The organism is Limnohabitans sp. Hippo3 (assembly GCF_003063665.1).
Classification (GTDB): Bacteria; Pseudomonadota; Gammaproteobacteria; order Burkholderiales; family Burkholderiaceae_C; genus Limnohabitans_A.
In genome coordinates this window covers 17,814-33,422 of record NZ_NESF01000003.1, presented here as the reverse complement: position 1 = coordinate 33,422, position 15,609 = coordinate 17,814, and the positions used below count along the sequence as shown (strand labels likewise).

Genomic DNA, 15,609 nt, shown 5'->3' with positions numbered 1-15,609 from the left:
CATGCAAGCCGTCCAAACGCTCACACCGGCTCTGCATTACCCGCCCGAATTGCTGTTGCAAGCGCAAGGCATTCGCGTAGCCTTTTTCGACGTCGACGGCGTGTTGACCGACGGCGGGCTGTATTTTTCGGAAAGCGGCGAAGCCCTCAAGCGCTTCAACACGCTGGACGGGCAAGGTCTGAAATTGCTGCAGCAAGCAGGCATCACGCCCGTGGTCATCACCGGGCGCGACTCGCCCGCGCTGCGCCTGCGCCTGAAGGCGCTGGGCATCGTGCATGCGCGTTTTGGCACCGAAGACAAACACCCGGCTGCCGAAGATTTTCTGCACACCCTGGGTTTGAGCTGGGCGCAAGCGGCCGCCATGGGCGACGACTGGCCCGATTTGCCGGTGATGCAACGCGTGGCCTTTGCCTGCGCCCCTGCCAACGGGCACGCCCAAGCCAAGGCGGTGGCACACCACATCACGGCTGAGCGAGGTGGCGAAGGCGCGGCCCGTGCGTTTTGTGACCTGTTGCTTGTGGCTGGCGGCCATTACGCACGCTTGCTGGCCCAGGTTGGTACCCACGCACACGCAGGCCCGTCGGCATGAACGGGTTGCGCCGCCTGCTCGACAAGTTGAGCATTTACCTGCCCTTGATCGTGATGGCCTTGCTGGCACTGGCCAGCTGGTGGCTGGTCCGAAGCGTGCCGGTACTGCTCACGCCCGAGGCCAACAAGCCTGTACGCCAGGACCCCGACTACCGCCTGGCCGATTTCTCGGTCAAATCCTTCAATGCCAGCGGGCGCATGACCCGTGAGGTCATTGGCGACAAGGCCCAGCACTATCCGGCCACCGAGGCCCTGCACATTGACCGGGTTCGCATTTATGCCGAAAGCGACAGCGGTGCCAAGATGAACGCCCGCGCCGAGCAGGGCATCGCCACCGACGATGGCAAGCAAGTCACCCTGATCGGCAACGCCTACGCCATCAAACACCCGCAAGAAACCCGCCCTCAAATTGAACTGCAGGGAGAGCGTCTGGTTGCCCTGCCCGACGAAGACCGCGTGGTGTCTGCCGACCCGGTGCAAATCACCCGTGACCGCGATGTCTTCACGGGCAACACCATGGACTTCAACAGCAACACGGGCGAGCACGTGTTGCAAGGCCGGGTGCGCGGCACCTTGGCCCCCAAGCCACGCAAAACACCGTAACGGACGCCACAGACCAAGAGCCTGCGAAGGCCACAAACGACAAAGCCCTGCAATGCAGGGCTCTGTGAAGATTCAAGGGCCTGTCAGCTGACAGGCCAGTGCGTGAATCAATAACCGCCGCCGTAGCCGCCGCCTTCACGGCGACCGCCACCACCGCGTGGGCCGGCACCGTAGGGGCTGCGGAAACCACCGCCGCCGCCTTCGCCACCACCGTAACCGCCGCCGCCTTCGCGACGACCGCCGCCGTAGCCGCCGCCACCGCCTTCACGGCCGCCACCAAAACCGCCGCCGCCTTCGCGACCGCCGCCGTAGCCGCCACCACCTTCACGACGACCACCGCCGTAACCGCCACCACCACCGAAGCCACCGCCGCCAGTGCGGGGAGGACGGGCTTCCATGGGACGGGCTTCGTTCACCACCACGTTACGGCCGCCCAGGGGCTGACCGTTCATGCCGTTGATCGCTGCTTGTGCTTCGTCATCGCTGCCCATTTCCACAAAGCCGAAGCCTTTGGAGCGGCCAGTGTCACGTTCCATCATGACTTTGGCGCTGGTCACAGCACCGAATTCACCGAAGGCTTGTTCCAGATCGCCGTCGCGAACCGAGTAAGGCAGGTTGCCGACGTAAAGTTTGTTGCCCATGAAAGGGACTCCTCAAAACACAGAGATAAAAGCGATGGAGCTCCGAAAACGCATTCAACAAACCTGAAAACATCGGAAGGAAAGCGAAACTGATCTGGTCACCGCAAACATGACTTCGCTGCTTCTGACAGTGAAGTCCGGCAATTATGCGTGATAAAACAAAAAAAAACGCAAGGGGTAATCCCCCGAAGCCGCGCAGAATGTGGTCTGCCGCACCAATCTGTTGTTTTACCAACTCACTTCACGGTCCGGTGTGGCACTGATTTTGTGGACACTCAAATCAGCACCGTCGTACTCTTCTTCCGGGCTGAGTTTCAGGCCCAAGGTCCATTTCAGGACACCATAGACCAGCACCCCGCCCAGCAAAGCCCAAGCCACGCCCAGCGCAGTACCGATCCATTGCGCCATGAGGTTGACGCCGCCCAATCCACCCAGACCGGTGGCACCAAAAATGCCAGCGGCAATCCCGCCCCAGGCACCGCAAATGCCATGCAAGGGCCAGACGCCCAGCACATCGTCGATCTTCCATTTGTTCTGGGTCAGGGTGAACATCACCACAAACAGGGCACCCGCCACCGCGCCAGTGACCAAAGCACCAAACGGGTGCATCAGGTCAGAGCCCGCACACACCGCCACCAAACCCGCCAAAGGGCCGTTGTGCACAAAGCCGGGGTCGTTCTTGCCCAGCAACAAAGCCGCCAAAGTGCCGCCCACCATCGCCATCAGGGAGTTGACCGCCACCAGCCCCGAAATCTTGTCCAAGGTCTGGGCGCTCATCACGTTAAAGCCGAACCAGCCCACGATCAGAATCCACGAGCCCAAGGCCAGAAACGGGATGCTCGACGGCGGGTGCGCCGAGACCTGACCGTCTTTGCGGTAGCGGTTGTAACGGGCACCGAGCAAGACCACCGCTGGCAAAGCGATCCAGCCGCCCATGGCGTGGACCACCACCGAGCCCGCAAAGTCATGGAACTCATCGCCCGTCAGCGCCTTGATCCAGGCTTGCACGCCAAAGTGCTGGTTCCAGGCGATGCCTTCGAAAAAGGGGTAAACAAACCCCACGATCACGGCGGTGGCGATCAACTGGGGCCAGAACTTGGCCCGCTCGGCAATCCCGCCCGAAATGATGGCTGGAATGGCGGCAGCGAAGGTCAGCAAAAAGAAGAACTTGACCAGGTCGTACCCGTTCTTGGCGGCCAGCTGCTCGGCCCCCACAAAAAAGGTGGTGCCGTAAGCCACGCTGTAACCCACCACAAAATAAACCACAGTGGAGACTGAAAAATCCACCAGGATCTTCACCAGCGCATTGACCTGGTTCTTTTTGCGGACGGTCCCCAGCTCCAAAAAGGCAAAACCGGCGTGCATGGCCAGCACCATGATGCCGCCCAACAAAATAAATAGCGCATCCGCGCCCTGTTTCAGTGCTTCCATGACCGTCTCTTGAGGATTTTTGAATTGATTTGGTGCATAAAGGGCTCAAAAACCCTCGGCGCACCAAACAAAAGCAAGAAATAGGCCCAAATTGATGCGCATCAAGCCAGCGCCTTCAGGTCACTGACGTAAGATTCTTCTTTTTTGAATTCCGCGCGGCACATTCACATGGAAGCATTCCTCGTCTCCACCGGCATCGTGGCCCTGGCTGAAATGGGCGACAAAACCCAACTGTTGTCGCTGGTGCTAGCCGCCCGTTTTCGCAAGCCCTGGCCCATCGTGCTGGGGATTCTGGTGGCCACACTGGCCAACCATGGCCTGGCCGGGGCCGTGGGCAGCTGGGTCACCACCATGATGGGCCCCGATGTGCTGCGCTGGGTGCTGGGCGCGTCCTTCATCGCCATGGCGGTGTGGATGCTGATTCCGGACAAGCTGGACGACGAAGAGGGCGACAGCGCCCCGCGCATGGGGGTGTTCGTGACCACGGTGGTGGCGTTCTTTCTGGCCGAGATGGGCGACAAGACGCAGATCGCCACCGTCATGCTGGCCGCCCAATACAACGCCTGGTTCGCCGTGGTGGCCGGCACCACGCTGGGCATGATGCTGGCCAACGCCCCGGTGGTGTGGCTGGGCGACGCGATCACCAAACGGGTGCCGCTGCGCCTGGTACACCTGATCTCGGCGGGCATTTTTGCCGTGTTGGGCGTGATTGCTTTGTCGGGCTGGGGCGCCTGAGCGCAGGTTTCTACCGGCGCAGGCGTCAAGCCGAAGGCTGGCGCTTGTAAATGACGTGGTAAACCCCAGCCACCAGCACCGCGCCACCCAGAAGATTGCCCAGAATCACGGGCAGCCAATTGCCGAGCATGCCGCCCCAGGTGACGGCGGGGTAGCCCGTCAGGCCGCTTTGCTGCAGCAACATGGCCAGCAGCATCAGGTACATGTTGGCGATGCTGTGTTCAAAACCGGCCGCCACAAAGGCCATCACCGGCAGCATGACGGCCACGGCCTTGTCTGTCACGCTGCGCCCGGCCATGGCCATCCACACGGCCATGCACACCAGCACATTGCACAGCACCCCGCGCAGCAAGGCCGTGACAAAGGGCAACTCCTGCTTGGCCACAGCGATCTGCACCACCTTCTGGCCAATTGCACCGCCGTTCAGGCTGGCGTGGCCGCTGGCGAACACCAGCAGCGCCAGACCGGCCGCGCCGACAAAATTGGCCAGGCACACAATGACCCAGTTGCGTAGCACCTGCGCTGCGCTGACCCGGCCATCGGCCCAGGCCATGACGATCAGGTTGTTGCCGGTGAACAACTCAGCCCCGGCCACCACGACCATGAGCAAACCCATGGCAAACACCAACCCGCCCAGCACCGAACTTGCGGCAAAGCCCAAGGTCGGATCGGCCTTGACCAGCACAAACAGCATGGCCCCCAGGCCAATGAAGGCCCCGGCCAGCACGCCCAGCAAGGCCAAGGGCAGCGCCGCCATTCGGGCTTTGGTTTCGCCCACCGATTCGACGCGGCGGGCGATTTCGACGGGACTGTAGGCGTCCGAGCCATAAAGATCTGACATGCGTGCTCCTGCGGCGTGCTTCTGATGGGGCTGGTCCTTCGCCCTTATACTCGGCTTTATGCGCCGATTTGAACCTGATTGCGGGCGCCGAAACCCCTGGTTTCGAAATTCAGCTAAATGGCGTGTGTTTCAACCCACTGAAGCCCGGCCCAGCTGACTGCGAAGCCGGGTTTTGTTTTTTGTACACCTGAACACATTCGATGCTGATCGCCGAATCCCAAAGCATGCTGTTTGAAGCCCCTTTGCCTTTGCAAAGCGGTGCGTCCCTCCGTGGCTATTCGCTGAGCTACGAAACCTACGGCACGCTCAACGCCGACAAATCCAACGCGGTGCTGATCTGCCACGCGCTCAACGCCTCGCACCATGTGGCGGGCGTGTACGCCGACCAACCCCACAATGTGGGCTGGTGGGACAACATGATCGGCCCCGGCAAGTCCCTGGACACCGACCGCTTTTTTGTGATCGGCGTGAACAACCTGGGTTCGTGCTTTGGCTCCACCGGCCCCATGCACACCAACCCCGACACCGGGCGCGTGTATGGCGCGGACTTTCCGGTGGTCACGGTGGAAGACTGGGTCAACGCCCAAGCCCATTTGCTCGACGCGTTGGGCATTGAACAACTGGCCGCCGTGATGGGCGGGAGCTTGGGCGGCATGCAGGCGCTGAGCTGGACACTGCAATACCCCGAGCGCGTGAAGCACGCGGTGGTGGTGGCCAGCGCCCCCAACCTCAACGCCGAAAACATCGCCTTCAACGAAGTGGCCCGCCGCGCCATCGTGACCGACCCGGACTTCCACAACGGCCACTTTTACGCCCAAGGCGTGGTGCCCAAGCGCGGCCTGCGCATCGCCCGCATGATCGGCCACATCACGTACCTGAGCGACGACGTGATGAATGAAAAGTTTGGCCGCGAGCTGCGCACGGCGGTGACGCACAACGCCACCGGCTACAAATACTCCACACAAGAGGTGGAGTTCCAGATCGAGAGCTACTTGCGCTACCAGGGCGACAAGTTCAGCGAGTACTTTGACGCCAACACCTATTTGCTGATCACCCGGGCGCTCGATTACTTCGATCCGGCCCGCGCTTTTGGCGGCGATTTGTCGCAGGCTTTTGCCCGTGCCCGCTGCAAATTCCTGCTGGTCAGCTTCAGCACCGACTGGCGCTTCTCGCCCGCCCGCAGCCGCGAAATGGTCAAGGCCCTGCTCGACAACCGCCGCGACGTGAGCTACGCAGAAATCGACGCACCGCACGGACACGACGCCTTTTTGCTCGACGATGCGCGTTACCTGAATGTGGTGCGTTCTTACTTTGACAACATGGCGAAGACTTTGAACGAAGGAGGTGCCGCATGAGCGACCCCCTGATCATGCAAGCCATTGCGCGGCTGGTGCCACACGGCGCCCGCGTGCTCGACCTGGGCTGTGGCGACGGCGCCTTGCTGGCCCACCTGCAACAACACAATGCTTGCACCGGCTACGGTGTGGAGCTGGACGACGCCAATGTGCACGCCTGCGTACAGCGCGGCGTGAACGTGATCCAGCTCAACCTGGACGAAGGCCTGAGCCTGTTTGCCGACCAATCGTTTGACGTGGTGCTGCAAATCGACACCCTGCAACACCTGCGCAACGCCGAAACCATGTTGCGCGAAACGGTGCGTGTGGGCCGCGTCGGCATCGTGGCCTTCCCCAACTTTGCGCACTGGTTCAACCGCCTGAGCGTGCTGCAAGGCCGCATGCCGGTGACCAAGCGCCTGCCTTACCAGTGGTACGACACGCCCAACATCCGCGTGGGCACCTTTGCCGACTTTGGCGACCTGGCCCGTAAAAACCACCTGCAGGTGGTGGATGCCTTCGGTCTGCAACACGGACAGGAAGTGCGTGTGTTGCCCAACCTGATGGCCGGCACAGCGGTGTACAAACTGCAGCGCAGCTGAGATGCCCAACACACCAGCCAACCAGGGCCCGCGCGCTCACGGCCCCTGGCTGATCGCCAATGTGCTGGCCCAAATCGCCTTTGGCCTGCTCGCAATGACGCTGTGCCTGCCCTCCATGCAGGAGTGGGGCACCCTCTTCAACACCCGCCAGGCCGATGTGCAGCTGACCTTCAGTGGCTATGTGGTCGCCTACGGCGCGTTGCAGCTGGTGTACGGCCCGCTGTCTGACCGGCATGGGCGCAAACCCATTTTGATGCTGGGCCTGGTGGTGGCGGGGCTGGCCTCGGTCATGGCCGCACTGGCCACCGACATCGCCACGCTCACCGCTGCCCGTGTGCTGCAAGGCGCGGGCAGCGCGGCCAGCATGGTGGTCAGCCGCTCCATGGTGCAAGACCTGTTCACCGGGCCACAGCGCACCCGCGTCATGGCCTACATCGGCATGGCGCTGGGCATGTGCCCGCCGCTGGCCACGCTGATCGGCGGGCAGATCCATGTGCGCTACGGCTGGCAGACCAACTTCGTGCTGCTGGCGGTGCTGGCGGCGGTGCTGCTGGTGGCCGCGTGGCTGGGTTTGCCGCGTGTGGCCAAACCTGCACCTGCACCGGGCCACTGGCTGCGGTCCATGCTCAGCGCCTATGCCCGCTTGCTGCGCGAGCCGCGCTTTTTGCTGTACGTCGCCATCCTTGCCGCGACCACCGCCACGTTTTATGCCTTCCTCGCCGGGGCTCCGATTGTGCTCAAGGGTTACGGCATCGGCCCCGACGGCATTGGCTGGTTCATCATGGCCGTGCCCGTGTCCTATATTTTGGGCAATTTCATGACGTCGCGGCTGATTGCGCAGGCGGGCGAATCGCGCGTCATGGCCTGGGGCCAGGCCCTGACCCTGGGCGGCCTGGTCGTGATGCTGGCGCTGGGGCTGTTTGGTGTGCAGACGGCGCTGGCTGTGGCCCTGCCGCTGCTCTTGCTGGGCTTTGGCCATGGCCTGCTCAACCCGCCTGCGCTGGCGGGCACCGTGGGCGTGCTGCCCGCGCTGGCCGGATCGGCCGCTGCCGTGGCTGGCCTGATGCAGCAGCTCACCGGGGCCACCGGGGGTTATCTGGTGGGCCTGGTGCCGCACGAAGGCGCGGTCAACCTCGGCTGGATGATGCTGGCCTTTGCCCTGACCGGCGCGACGGCGCAGTTTTTTTTGCGCAGGCATTGAGTCACTGCAAGGCCTGAGGCTTGGCAGACCTGCCGCAACGGGCGTTTTGGGTGTAGGCTGAATGCCATGGACACGCCATCCCCCTCCGCTTCTCCACCTGGCCCCGCCGACCGGGCCTCGCCTTTGTCCTTGCGCCGTGTGGCCATCGACACTTACCGTGAAAACGTGGCCTACCTCAACCGCAACTGCGCGGTGTACCGGGCCGAGGGTTTTCAGGCCCTGTCCAAAATCGAAGTGCGCGCCAACGGCCGGCATGTGTTGGCCACCCTCAATGTGGTCGACGACGACAGCATCGTGGCCTGCACCGAAATCGGCCTGTCCGAAGACGCTTTTCGCCACCTGGGTGTGCCCGATGGACACACCGCTTCGGTCTCGCAGGCGGAGCCCCCGGCGTCGATGGAGGCACTGTTTCGCAAGATCGATGGCGAACGCCTGGACCAGAACGACTTCCACGCCATCGTTCGGGACATTGCGGGGCACCACTATTCCAAGATCGAACTCACGGCCTTTGTGGTGGCCACCAACCGGGGCGAGATGGACCGCGAAGAGGTCTACTTCCTGACCGAAGCCATGGTGGCAGCAGGTCGGCGTCTGGACTGGCGTGAGCCGCTGGTGGTCGACAAACACTGCATCGGCGGCATCCCCGGCAACCGCACCTCGATGCTGGTCATGCCCATCCTGGCGGCCTACGGCATCCTGTGCCCCAAGACCTCGTCTCGCGCCATCACCTCGCCCGCCGGCACGGCCGACACCATGGAAGTTCTGGCCGATGTGGAGCTGCCTTTTGAAAAGCTGGCCGAGATCGTGCGCACGCACCGTGGCTGTCTGGCCTGGGGCAGCACGGCCGATCTGTCGCCCGCCGACGATGTGCTGATCGCGGTCGAGCGGCCGCTGTCGCTGGACTCGCCCGCGCAAATGGTCGCCTCCATCCTGTCCAAAAAAATCGCGGCGGGTTCCACCCACTTGGTGCTCGACATCCCGATCGGCCCCACCGCCAAGGTGCGTTCCATGCCCGAGGCGCAGCGCCTGCGCAGGTTGTTTGAATACGTGGCCTCACGCATGCACCTGTCGCTCGAAGTGGTCATCACCGACGGCCGCCAGCCTGTGGGCCAGGGTGTCGGGCCGATGCTCGAAGCGCGCGACGTGATGCGCGTGCTCGAAAACGACCCGCGTGCGCCCAACGACCTGCGGCAAAAATCGCTGCGGCTGGCCGGTCGCCTGATCGAAGCCAGCCCCGATGTGCGCGGCGGCGACGGCTTTGCCATCGCACGCGACATCCTCGACTCCGGCCGGGCGCTCAGCCGCATGCAAGCCATCATCAACGCGCAAGGCGCACGCCCGTTTGACCACAACCACCCGCCGCTAGGCGGGCTCACGCTGGAGGTGTGCACCCCGGCCGATGGCGTGGTGACTGGCATCGACAACCTGCAGATCGCCCGCGTGGCCCGCATGGCCGGTGCCCCCAAAGTGCAAAGCGCCGGGGTGGATCTGCTGCACAAACTGGGCGATAGCGTCACGCAAGGTACGCCGCTGTACCGGGTGCACGCCGCCTACCCGAGCGACCTGGAATTTGCCACGCAGCTGTGCCGCAAAGCCAGCGGCTACACGCTGGGCCAGGCCGATGAAGTGCCGCATGTGTTTGTCGAGTTTTGAAGAAGGACGGCAAATGCCTGAACGCGGTGCATTGCTCTACTTTGAAGACGAAACCCCCGCCGCCCTGCGCCTGGCCGATGCTGCGGGTCTGGTGCCGCACCAGGTAGAGCGTCACCGCTTTCCCGATGGCGAAACCCAGCTCACGCTGCCTGCGCACTTGCCCCCGCGTGTGGTGCTGCTGCGCAGCCTGCACCAGCCAAACGACAAACTGACCGAACTGCTGCTGGCCGCACCCACCGCCCGCCAACTGGGTGCCAAGCACCTCAGCCTGGTCGCACCCTACCTGGCCTACATGCGGCAAGACATGGCATTCGCCCCCGGCCAGGCCATCAGCCAGCGCATCGTGGGTGCCTGGCTGGCCACGCTGTTCGACGCGGTCATCACGGTGGACCCGCACCTGCACCGGGTGGCCACCCTGGCCAAAGCGGTGCCCGCCCGTCAGGCCATCACGCTCAGCGCAGCACCGCTGCTGGGCGACTGGATTGCGCAGCACCGGCCTGGCGCGTTCTTGCTCGGACCCGACAGCGAGTCAGCGCAATGGGTCACCCAAGCCGCCGCTGCCCACGGCCTGAAACATGCGGTGTGCAGCAAAGTGCGCCACGGCGACCACGCCGTGAGCATCGCGCTGCCCACGTGCGACCTGCGCGGCCAGGCCGTGGTGCTGCTGGACGACGTGGCCAGCAGCGGCCACACCCTGGCCACCGCCGCTGGCTTGGCATTGGCCGCAGGCGCGGCCAGCGTGGACGTGGCCGTGACGCACGCCCTGCTGGCAGGCGATGCGCTGCAACGCATCCATCAGGCAGGTGTGGGCGAATTCTGGAGCACGGACAGCGTGGCGCATCCGAGCAATGTGATGGGCTTGGCGGGATTGCTGGCGAAGGCGATCAAGGAAGATGTTGTCGCGTATTGAGCTGAGCGTTTTATTGGGCTGTTGTCGTCAGCCCTTAGGTCGGTGGCAACAGAGCCGACATGCGATCTGAACCGAAGTCCACCATGTCGGACCTGAAGGTACCGATCTACAACTTCATCGTCATGTCTACGAGCGTGGGGTCAGCCGTCTCAAGCAGCCAATAACTCTTCGCGCAACAAGTAGGGTTTCACCAAGACGTCTGCGGGCAAATCAAGCTGAGCGACCAAGCGGCGGATCATTTCGAGCGTCAATGGGCGCGTTCTGTTCAAAATATCAGCCACACGGCCACGGGGGCCAATCATGGGTTCAAGATCTTTGCGGGTCAGCCCACGGCTCTCCATGACGTGCTCAATCAGCTCAATCGGGTCTGGGTCAGCGATCGGAAAGTGCGTTTTCTCGTAATGTTCCACCAGCAGAGTGAGCACATCCAAACGCTCGGCTTCGGCAGACTTGGCTGGAGCATCCCAAAGTTGCTCGATGGCTTCCAGGGCTGCCTTGTATTCTTTTTTGTTGTGAATGGTGCGGATTTCCACAGGGTTCTCCTTCAAACAGTCAACACATCGATCTTGTCGTATTGCGCATGCGTACCCACAAACTTCACAAACAACAAGCCTTTGTCATAGCGAACCAGCACCACCAACCGGTAGTCATTGCCCTTGATGTTGAACACCACCCGATTGTTGGCTGTAAAGCTGGCATTTCTGTAGGCATTTTTGATGTCAGATGGCGACCTCCATTGCGCCCTGCTGGCCAACGCGTACCAAGCCGTTAACGGTGTTTGTGCATCAGGATGCTTTGTCCAAAAGGCACGAAGTGTAGATATCGCAACGATTCGCATGATTCATTATGATACCAAATTGGTATCAACACAACAATCGAAAATGACTGCTTGAGCCAATGACCCAGCAAAGCCAGAGGCGTCGAGTCCCAAACGACTGGAAGGATCAACAGCGGCCAGTTGCATGATTGCACTCGTTTGCCGGGCAAGCTCGTATCCGTGATCATCGCGCTGATGATGGAGAACTCGAATGCACTGTGGGGCGACGGTGTCTACCCCATCGTCAATCAGAAAACCTCAATCTGAACAAATCAGCCCGTGCAAAAATTTCGCTCAAGCCCCCGCCCGTGCCTTGTCCAGCGCTTCACGCAACACCTTCAAATCCCCAATGTGATTGGCCAGCAGCAGGATCAGGCGGGCATTGAGCGCCTCGCTTTGTTCGTCGCTCAGGCCGTTGTGGGCTTCGATCAGGTGTTCATAAAACTCGTCGCCGGGTGAGAAGTCGCGGAAGAAACGGCGGCCGGCTTCGTGAAAGTTGGGGTCTGTTTTCAGGGCGATGTGCATGTCGGTTTTCATGTCAGTCCTTGGTGCGGTTCAGGCCTGGCCGATGTGGCTTCCGATGTTGAGCCCTGTCGCTCGGGCCAGTGCGGCCTGCACGGTGTGGGTGTCCAGCGTGCGCCAGCGGGCCACCACGTGCTGGTCGGGGCGCAGTAGGTAGGTGGTGCCGGGTCGTGCGTCGTAGCGTTTGGCCACCAGGCCTTGGGTGTCGACGATCACTTTCACGCCGGGGATGTTCAGGGGGCTGGATGCGACGATGAGGGGCGTCGCTTGGACGGGCTGGGCATTCGCGCGCAGGGGCGCGCTCCCACAGGATGCGAGTTGGGCCAGCACTTCGGGCGAAGGCGCTGCGTCAACAAATAACAAGACCTGAAAACCTTTGCCCACTTGGTCGAGCAACCAAGCGTCTTGTCCGTCCACTTGCACCGGCGCGTCGTCCATCGGTGCGCCAGGCACCATCTGGCCTTCAAAAGCGTCGGTGTCGGGCGTGTTGAGCACCGACTCGGTCAGGAAAGACGGCATGGACAAGCGGCCCGAATTGACCAGCTTACGCGCAAACGGGTAGTGCTTGGCCAGCGCCAGCACCTGGTTGCGGAAGGTTTTGCTGGTGCGGCTCTTGGGCGTGATGAAGTCGGTCGAGCGGGTCGAGTTCATGATGTTTTCGTCGGCGGCAAACTGGCGGTCGTGCGCGTAGGTGTCGAGCAGTTTCTCGCTGGCTTGGCCTTTGATGACCAAGCCCAGCTTCCACATCAGATCGTCCGCGTCCTGAAAGCCCGAGTTGGCGCCACGTGCGCCAAAGGGCGAGACCTGGTGCGCCGCGTCGCCCACAAACAGCACGCGGCCGTGGCGGAAGTCGGTCATGCGGCGGCACTGGAAGGTGTAGATGCTCACCCACTCCAGCTCAAACGGCCGGTCGTCGCCCAGCATGGCCTGCAGGCGCGGGATGACTTTTTCGGGCTTTTTTTCTTCTTCGGGGTCGGCGTCCCAGCCGAGCTGGAAGTCGATGCGCCAGACGTTGTTGCTTTGCTTGTGCAGCAGCACGCTCTGGTTGAGGTGGAAAGGCGGGTCAAACCAGAACCAGCGCTCGGCCGGGTAGTCGGCTTTCATGATCACGTCGGCGATGAGGAAGCGGTCCTGGAACACGCGGCCTTCGATGTCCAGCCCCAGGTGGCGACGAATGGGGCTGCGTGCGCCGTCGGCCACCACCAGCCAGTCGGCTTCGATGTCGAAGGTGCCGTCAGGTGTTTCCACCGTGAGGGTGGCGTGATCGTCGTGGCGGGTGACTGCGGTGACCTTGTGCTGCCAACGGATGTCCGCGCCCAGCTCCAAGGCGCGCGCAATCAGCATTTCCTCCACGTGGTACTGCTGCAGGTTGATCATGCCGGGGCGCTTGTGGCCCGCGTCGGGCACCAGGTTGAACTGGTAGACCTCGTCTTCTTCGAGGAAGGTGCGGCCGATATTCCAGCTCACGCCCATGTTGCAGGCCTGCTCGGCAATGCCCAAACGGTCGAGGATTTCGAGCGAGCGCTTGGCGTAGCAGACGGCCCGTGAGCCGACCGAGACGGTTTTGTCATCGTCCAGCACCAACACGTCCAAACCCTGCAATCGGGCATCGATGGCGGCGGCCAGGCCCACTGGCCCTGCGCCAATGACGATCAGTGGTTTGCGCTGCGGCGGTGTGGACATCAAATCGGCAGGCGACTTGTAGGGATAGATCGGGTTGATGTAAGCGCCCATGCGTGGTCTCCGGCCATGAGGTAAACACCTTTCGGTGCGACAAACGGTAATTTACTATAGATAAATCAATTTACCTATCCGTAATTTTAAACTTGCAGGAATTTTTGTTTTTCAGGCGACAACGAACCAGATTGACAGCGTGAAAACCGCAGTCAGGCTATGCTCAAGGTCCGTCTTTTGTATGACAACTTCATGATCCAGCATTTCACCCCCGTGTCCAGCGGCGCTCGCCTGTCTGACCAGGTGGCCGAGCAACTGGCCAACGAAATCAAACAAGGCCGCCTTTTGCCCGGCGACAAACTGCCCACCGAGGCACGCCTGGTGGAGCAGTTTGAAGTCAGCCGCACCGTGGTGCGCGAGGCCGTGTCCAGGCTCAAGTCTTTGGGCCTGGTCGATTCGCGCCAAGGCAGCGGGGTGTTTGTCAACCCGCAGCTGCCCTTCGCGCCGCTCAACTTCGAGGCGCGGCATGCCGCCTCGCAAGAGGCCGTGATCCAGATGGTGGAGGTGCGCCGCGCACTTGAAGCCGAAGTGGCCGCACTGGCCGCCGAACGGCGCAACGCACGCGATCTTCGCAAGATCGAGCAAGCCGTTCGGGCCCTAGATGCCGCCGTCCAGTCGGGAGGCGATGGTGTGGCCGAAGACGTAAACTTTCACCGGGCCATTGCCGACGCCACGTGCAACCCATTCCTGATCCAGACACTGGAGTACCTGGGCCAGTTTTTGCACGGGGCCACACAAGTGACCCGGGCCAACGAAGCGCGGCGCATGGACTTTGCAGCCGAAGTGCAAACCGAACACCAAGCCATTTTGCAAGCCGTCAAAGCCGGTGACGCTGCTGCGGCCAGACAAGCTGCTGCCACGCACATGGGCAATGCCATCACCCGCATCCGCAGCGCAGACCCGGCCTTCTGGGTACAAGAAGGCGAGCGGCTGGCACAGCCCCTGGTCAAAGGGCTGCGGACTTGAATCACTCCACCTTGATGTTGGCCGACTTGACCACGGCCGCATAACGCGACAAGTCACGCGCCATGTCACGGCCAAATTTTTCGGGGCCACCCGGGCTGGCCGTGATGCCCAGCGTGTTCAGGCGCTCGCGCACCACCGGGTCGTTCAGTACGGCATTCAGTTCGGTGTTGAGCTTGTCCACAATCGCCCGAGGTGTTTTGGCCGGGGCCAGCAAACCCACCCAGGAGTTGATGTCGAAGTCGGGCACGCCGCCTTCAATGAAGGTGGGCACATCGGGCATGGACGGTGCACGCTGCGCGCTGGACACCGCCACCGCGTGCAGCTTGCCCGACTTGACGTGCTGAATCGCCCCCGCCACGGCGGTGTACACCAAGGGGATGGTGCCGCCCATCACATCGATCATGGCCTGGCCACCGCCTTTGTAGGGGATGTGGGTCAGGTTGGCGCCCGTGCGCTGCTTGAGCAACTCACCCGCGATGTGCGGCGTACCGCCCGTGCCGGACGTGCCATACGACAAGCCACCGGATTGGGTTTTGGACAGGGCGATCACGTCTTTGAGCGTCTTGGCAGGCACACCGGGGTGCGACACCAAAATCAAGATGGCATCGCCAATCTTGCCGATCGGGGCAAAGTCTTTGGCTGTGTCAAAACCCACTTTGGGGAACACATGCGGGTTGATGACCAGCGTGCCATCAAAACCCAGGAGCAAGGTGTAGCCATCGGGTTCGGCCGTGGCCACCATTTGCGTGCCGATGTTGCCCGAAGCGCCAGGCTTGTTGTCCACGATCACCTGCTGGCCCAGCCGTTTGGACAGTTGCTCGGCAATCAGGCGGCCGCTGGTGTCGGTCACACCACCGGTCGCAAAGGGGACCACCAGGCGAATCGGCTTGGCGGGGTAGGCCGCTTGCGCTGCGGCCGTGCTGGCGCCGAGGGCCAGGCCAGTGCAGGCTGCGGCCATCAAGCCCGTATTCAGCGCGGCTTTGAGCCATTGGCGGCGGGGTGTTGTGCTGTTCTTTGTCATCGTTGTCTCC

17 protein-coding genes are annotated in these 15,609 nt (G+C 62.3%); 9 read left to right on the top strand and 8 right to left on the bottom strand.

The features are described 5' to 3' along the window. The first annotated feature begins 1 nt into the window (after nucleotide 1). Nucleotides 2-589 (top strand): HAD family hydrolase, encoded by a 588-nt coding sequence (locus B9Z34_RS05960; protein WP_108427208.1) that lies wholly within the window; start codon nucleotides 2-4, stop codon nucleotides 587-589. Beyond that, nucleotides 586-1,191: an LPS export ABC transporter periplasmic protein LptC gene (gene lptC / locus B9Z34_RS05955; protein ID WP_108427207.1), complete on the top strand. Its 606-nt coding sequence runs from the start codon at nucleotides 586-588 to the stop codon at nucleotides 1,189-1,191. Before B9Z34_RS05960 ends, lptC begins: the two co-directional genes overlap by 4 nt. Before the next feature lie 107 nt (nucleotides 1,192-1,298). On the opposite strand, the gene B9Z34_RS05950 is transcribed toward lptC, so the two are convergent. Together B9Z34_RS05950 and B9Z34_RS05945 are read right to left on the bottom strand one after the other, a co-directional pair. Next, the gene (locus B9Z34_RS05950; RefSeq protein WP_108427206.1) at nucleotides 1,299-1,832 is read right to left on the bottom strand and encodes an RNA-binding protein; all 534 of its coding nucleotides are present in this window, start codon (nucleotides 1,830-1,832) and stop codon (nucleotides 1,299-1,301) included. 228 nt (nucleotides 1,833-2,060) lie between these two features. Beyond that, a complete protein-coding gene (locus B9Z34_RS05945) occupies nucleotides 2,061-3,263 on the bottom strand; it encodes an ammonium transporter (RefSeq protein ID WP_108427205.1) in 1,203 nt (400 codons plus the stop codon). A gap of 168 nt (nucleotides 3,264-3,431) precedes the next feature. Here B9Z34_RS05945 and B9Z34_RS05940 point away from each other — a divergent pair, with 168 nt between their 5' ends. Then, nucleotides 3,432-3,998: a TMEM165/GDT1 family protein gene (locus B9Z34_RS05940; RefSeq protein WP_108427204.1), complete on the top strand. Its 567-nt coding sequence runs from the start codon at nucleotides 3,432-3,434 to the stop codon at nucleotides 3,996-3,998. Nucleotides 3,999-4,023: 25 nt separating this feature from the next. Here B9Z34_RS05940 and B9Z34_RS05935 read toward each other — a convergent pair whose 3' ends face one another. Continuing rightward, nucleotides 4,024-4,839: a formate/nitrite transporter family protein gene (locus B9Z34_RS05935; protein ID WP_108427203.1), complete on the bottom strand. Its 816-nt coding sequence runs from the start codon at nucleotides 4,837-4,839 to the stop codon at nucleotides 4,024-4,026. 200 nt (nucleotides 4,840-5,039) lie between these two features. On the opposite strand from B9Z34_RS05935, the gene B9Z34_RS05930 reads away from it, so the two are divergent. The 5 genes from B9Z34_RS05930 to B9Z34_RS05910 all read left to right on the top strand — a co-directional run bounded on the left by B9Z34_RS05930 (nucleotide 5,040) and on the right by B9Z34_RS05910 (nucleotide 10,539). Next, the gene (locus B9Z34_RS05930) at nucleotides 5,040-6,194 is read left to right on the top strand and encodes a homoserine O-acetyltransferase (RefSeq protein WP_108427202.1); all 1,155 of its coding nucleotides are present in this window, start codon (nucleotides 5,040-5,042) and stop codon (nucleotides 6,192-6,194) included. Continuing rightward, on the top strand, nucleotides 6,191-6,775 hold the full coding sequence (gene metW, locus B9Z34_RS05925; protein WP_108427201.1) for a methionine biosynthesis protein MetW: 585 nt from the start codon (nucleotides 6,191-6,193) through the stop codon (nucleotides 6,773-6,775). Before B9Z34_RS05930 ends, metW begins: the two co-directional genes overlap by 4 nt. A gap of 1 nt (nucleotide 6,776) precedes the next feature. Then, complete coding sequence (locus B9Z34_RS05920) at nucleotides 6,777-7,976, top strand: Bcr/CflA family efflux MFS transporter (protein WP_108427200.1); 1,200 nt, start codon at nucleotides 6,777-6,779, stop codon at nucleotides 7,974-7,976. Nucleotides 7,977-8,042: 66 nt separating this feature from the next. Then, nucleotides 8,043-9,629: a thymidine phosphorylase family protein gene (locus B9Z34_RS05915; RefSeq protein WP_108427199.1), complete on the top strand. Its 1,587-nt coding sequence runs from the start codon at nucleotides 8,043-8,045 to the stop codon at nucleotides 9,627-9,629. 13 nt (nucleotides 9,630-9,642) lie between these two features. Beyond that, on the top strand, nucleotides 9,643-10,539 hold the full coding sequence (locus tag B9Z34_RS05910; protein WP_108427198.1) for a ribose-phosphate diphosphokinase: 897 nt from the start codon (nucleotides 9,643-9,645) through the stop codon (nucleotides 10,537-10,539). A 149-nt stretch (nucleotides 10,540-10,688) separates the two neighbouring features. On the opposite strand, the gene B9Z34_RS05905 is transcribed toward B9Z34_RS05910, so the two are convergent. The 4 genes from B9Z34_RS05905 to B9Z34_RS05890 all read right to left on the bottom strand — a co-directional run bounded on the left by B9Z34_RS05905 (nucleotide 10,689) and on the right by B9Z34_RS05890 (nucleotide 13,612). After that, nucleotides 10,689-11,072 (bottom strand): type II toxin-antitoxin system HigA family antitoxin, encoded by a 384-nt coding sequence (locus B9Z34_RS05905; RefSeq protein ID WP_108427197.1) that lies wholly within the window; start codon nucleotides 11,070-11,072, stop codon nucleotides 10,689-10,691. An 11-nt stretch (nucleotides 11,073-11,083) separates the two neighbouring features. Next, nucleotides 11,084-11,377 (bottom strand): type II toxin-antitoxin system HigB family toxin, encoded by a 294-nt coding sequence (locus B9Z34_RS05900; RefSeq protein ID WP_108427196.1) that lies wholly within the window; start codon nucleotides 11,375-11,377, stop codon nucleotides 11,084-11,086. Between the two features lie 273 nt (nucleotides 11,378-11,650). Then, on the bottom strand, nucleotides 11,651-11,893 hold the full coding sequence (locus tag B9Z34_RS05895; RefSeq protein WP_233249445.1) for a DUF2783 domain-containing protein: 243 nt from the start codon (nucleotides 11,891-11,893) through the stop codon (nucleotides 11,651-11,653). Nucleotides 11,894-11,911: 18 nt separating this feature from the next. Then, nucleotides 11,912-13,612, bottom strand: a complete 1,701-nt coding sequence (locus tag B9Z34_RS05890; protein WP_108427195.1) for an FAD-dependent oxidoreductase — start codon at nucleotides 13,610-13,612, stop codon at nucleotides 11,912-11,914. A gap of 192 nt (nucleotides 13,613-13,804) precedes the next feature. Between B9Z34_RS05890 and B9Z34_RS05885 the strand changes: the two genes are divergently transcribed. After that, on the top strand, nucleotides 13,805-14,578 hold the full coding sequence (locus B9Z34_RS05885) for a FadR/GntR family transcriptional regulator (RefSeq protein ID WP_108427347.1): 774 nt from the start codon (nucleotides 13,805-13,807) through the stop codon (nucleotides 14,576-14,578). A 1-nt stretch (nucleotide 14,579) separates the two neighbouring features. Here B9Z34_RS05885 and B9Z34_RS05880 read toward each other — a convergent pair whose 3' ends face one another. Continuing rightward, nucleotides 14,580-15,599, bottom strand: a complete 1,020-nt coding sequence (locus tag B9Z34_RS05880; protein ID WP_108427194.1) for a tripartite tricarboxylate transporter substrate binding protein — start codon at nucleotides 15,597-15,599, stop codon at nucleotides 14,580-14,582. Between the last annotated feature and the right edge of the window lie 10 nt (nucleotides 15,600-15,609).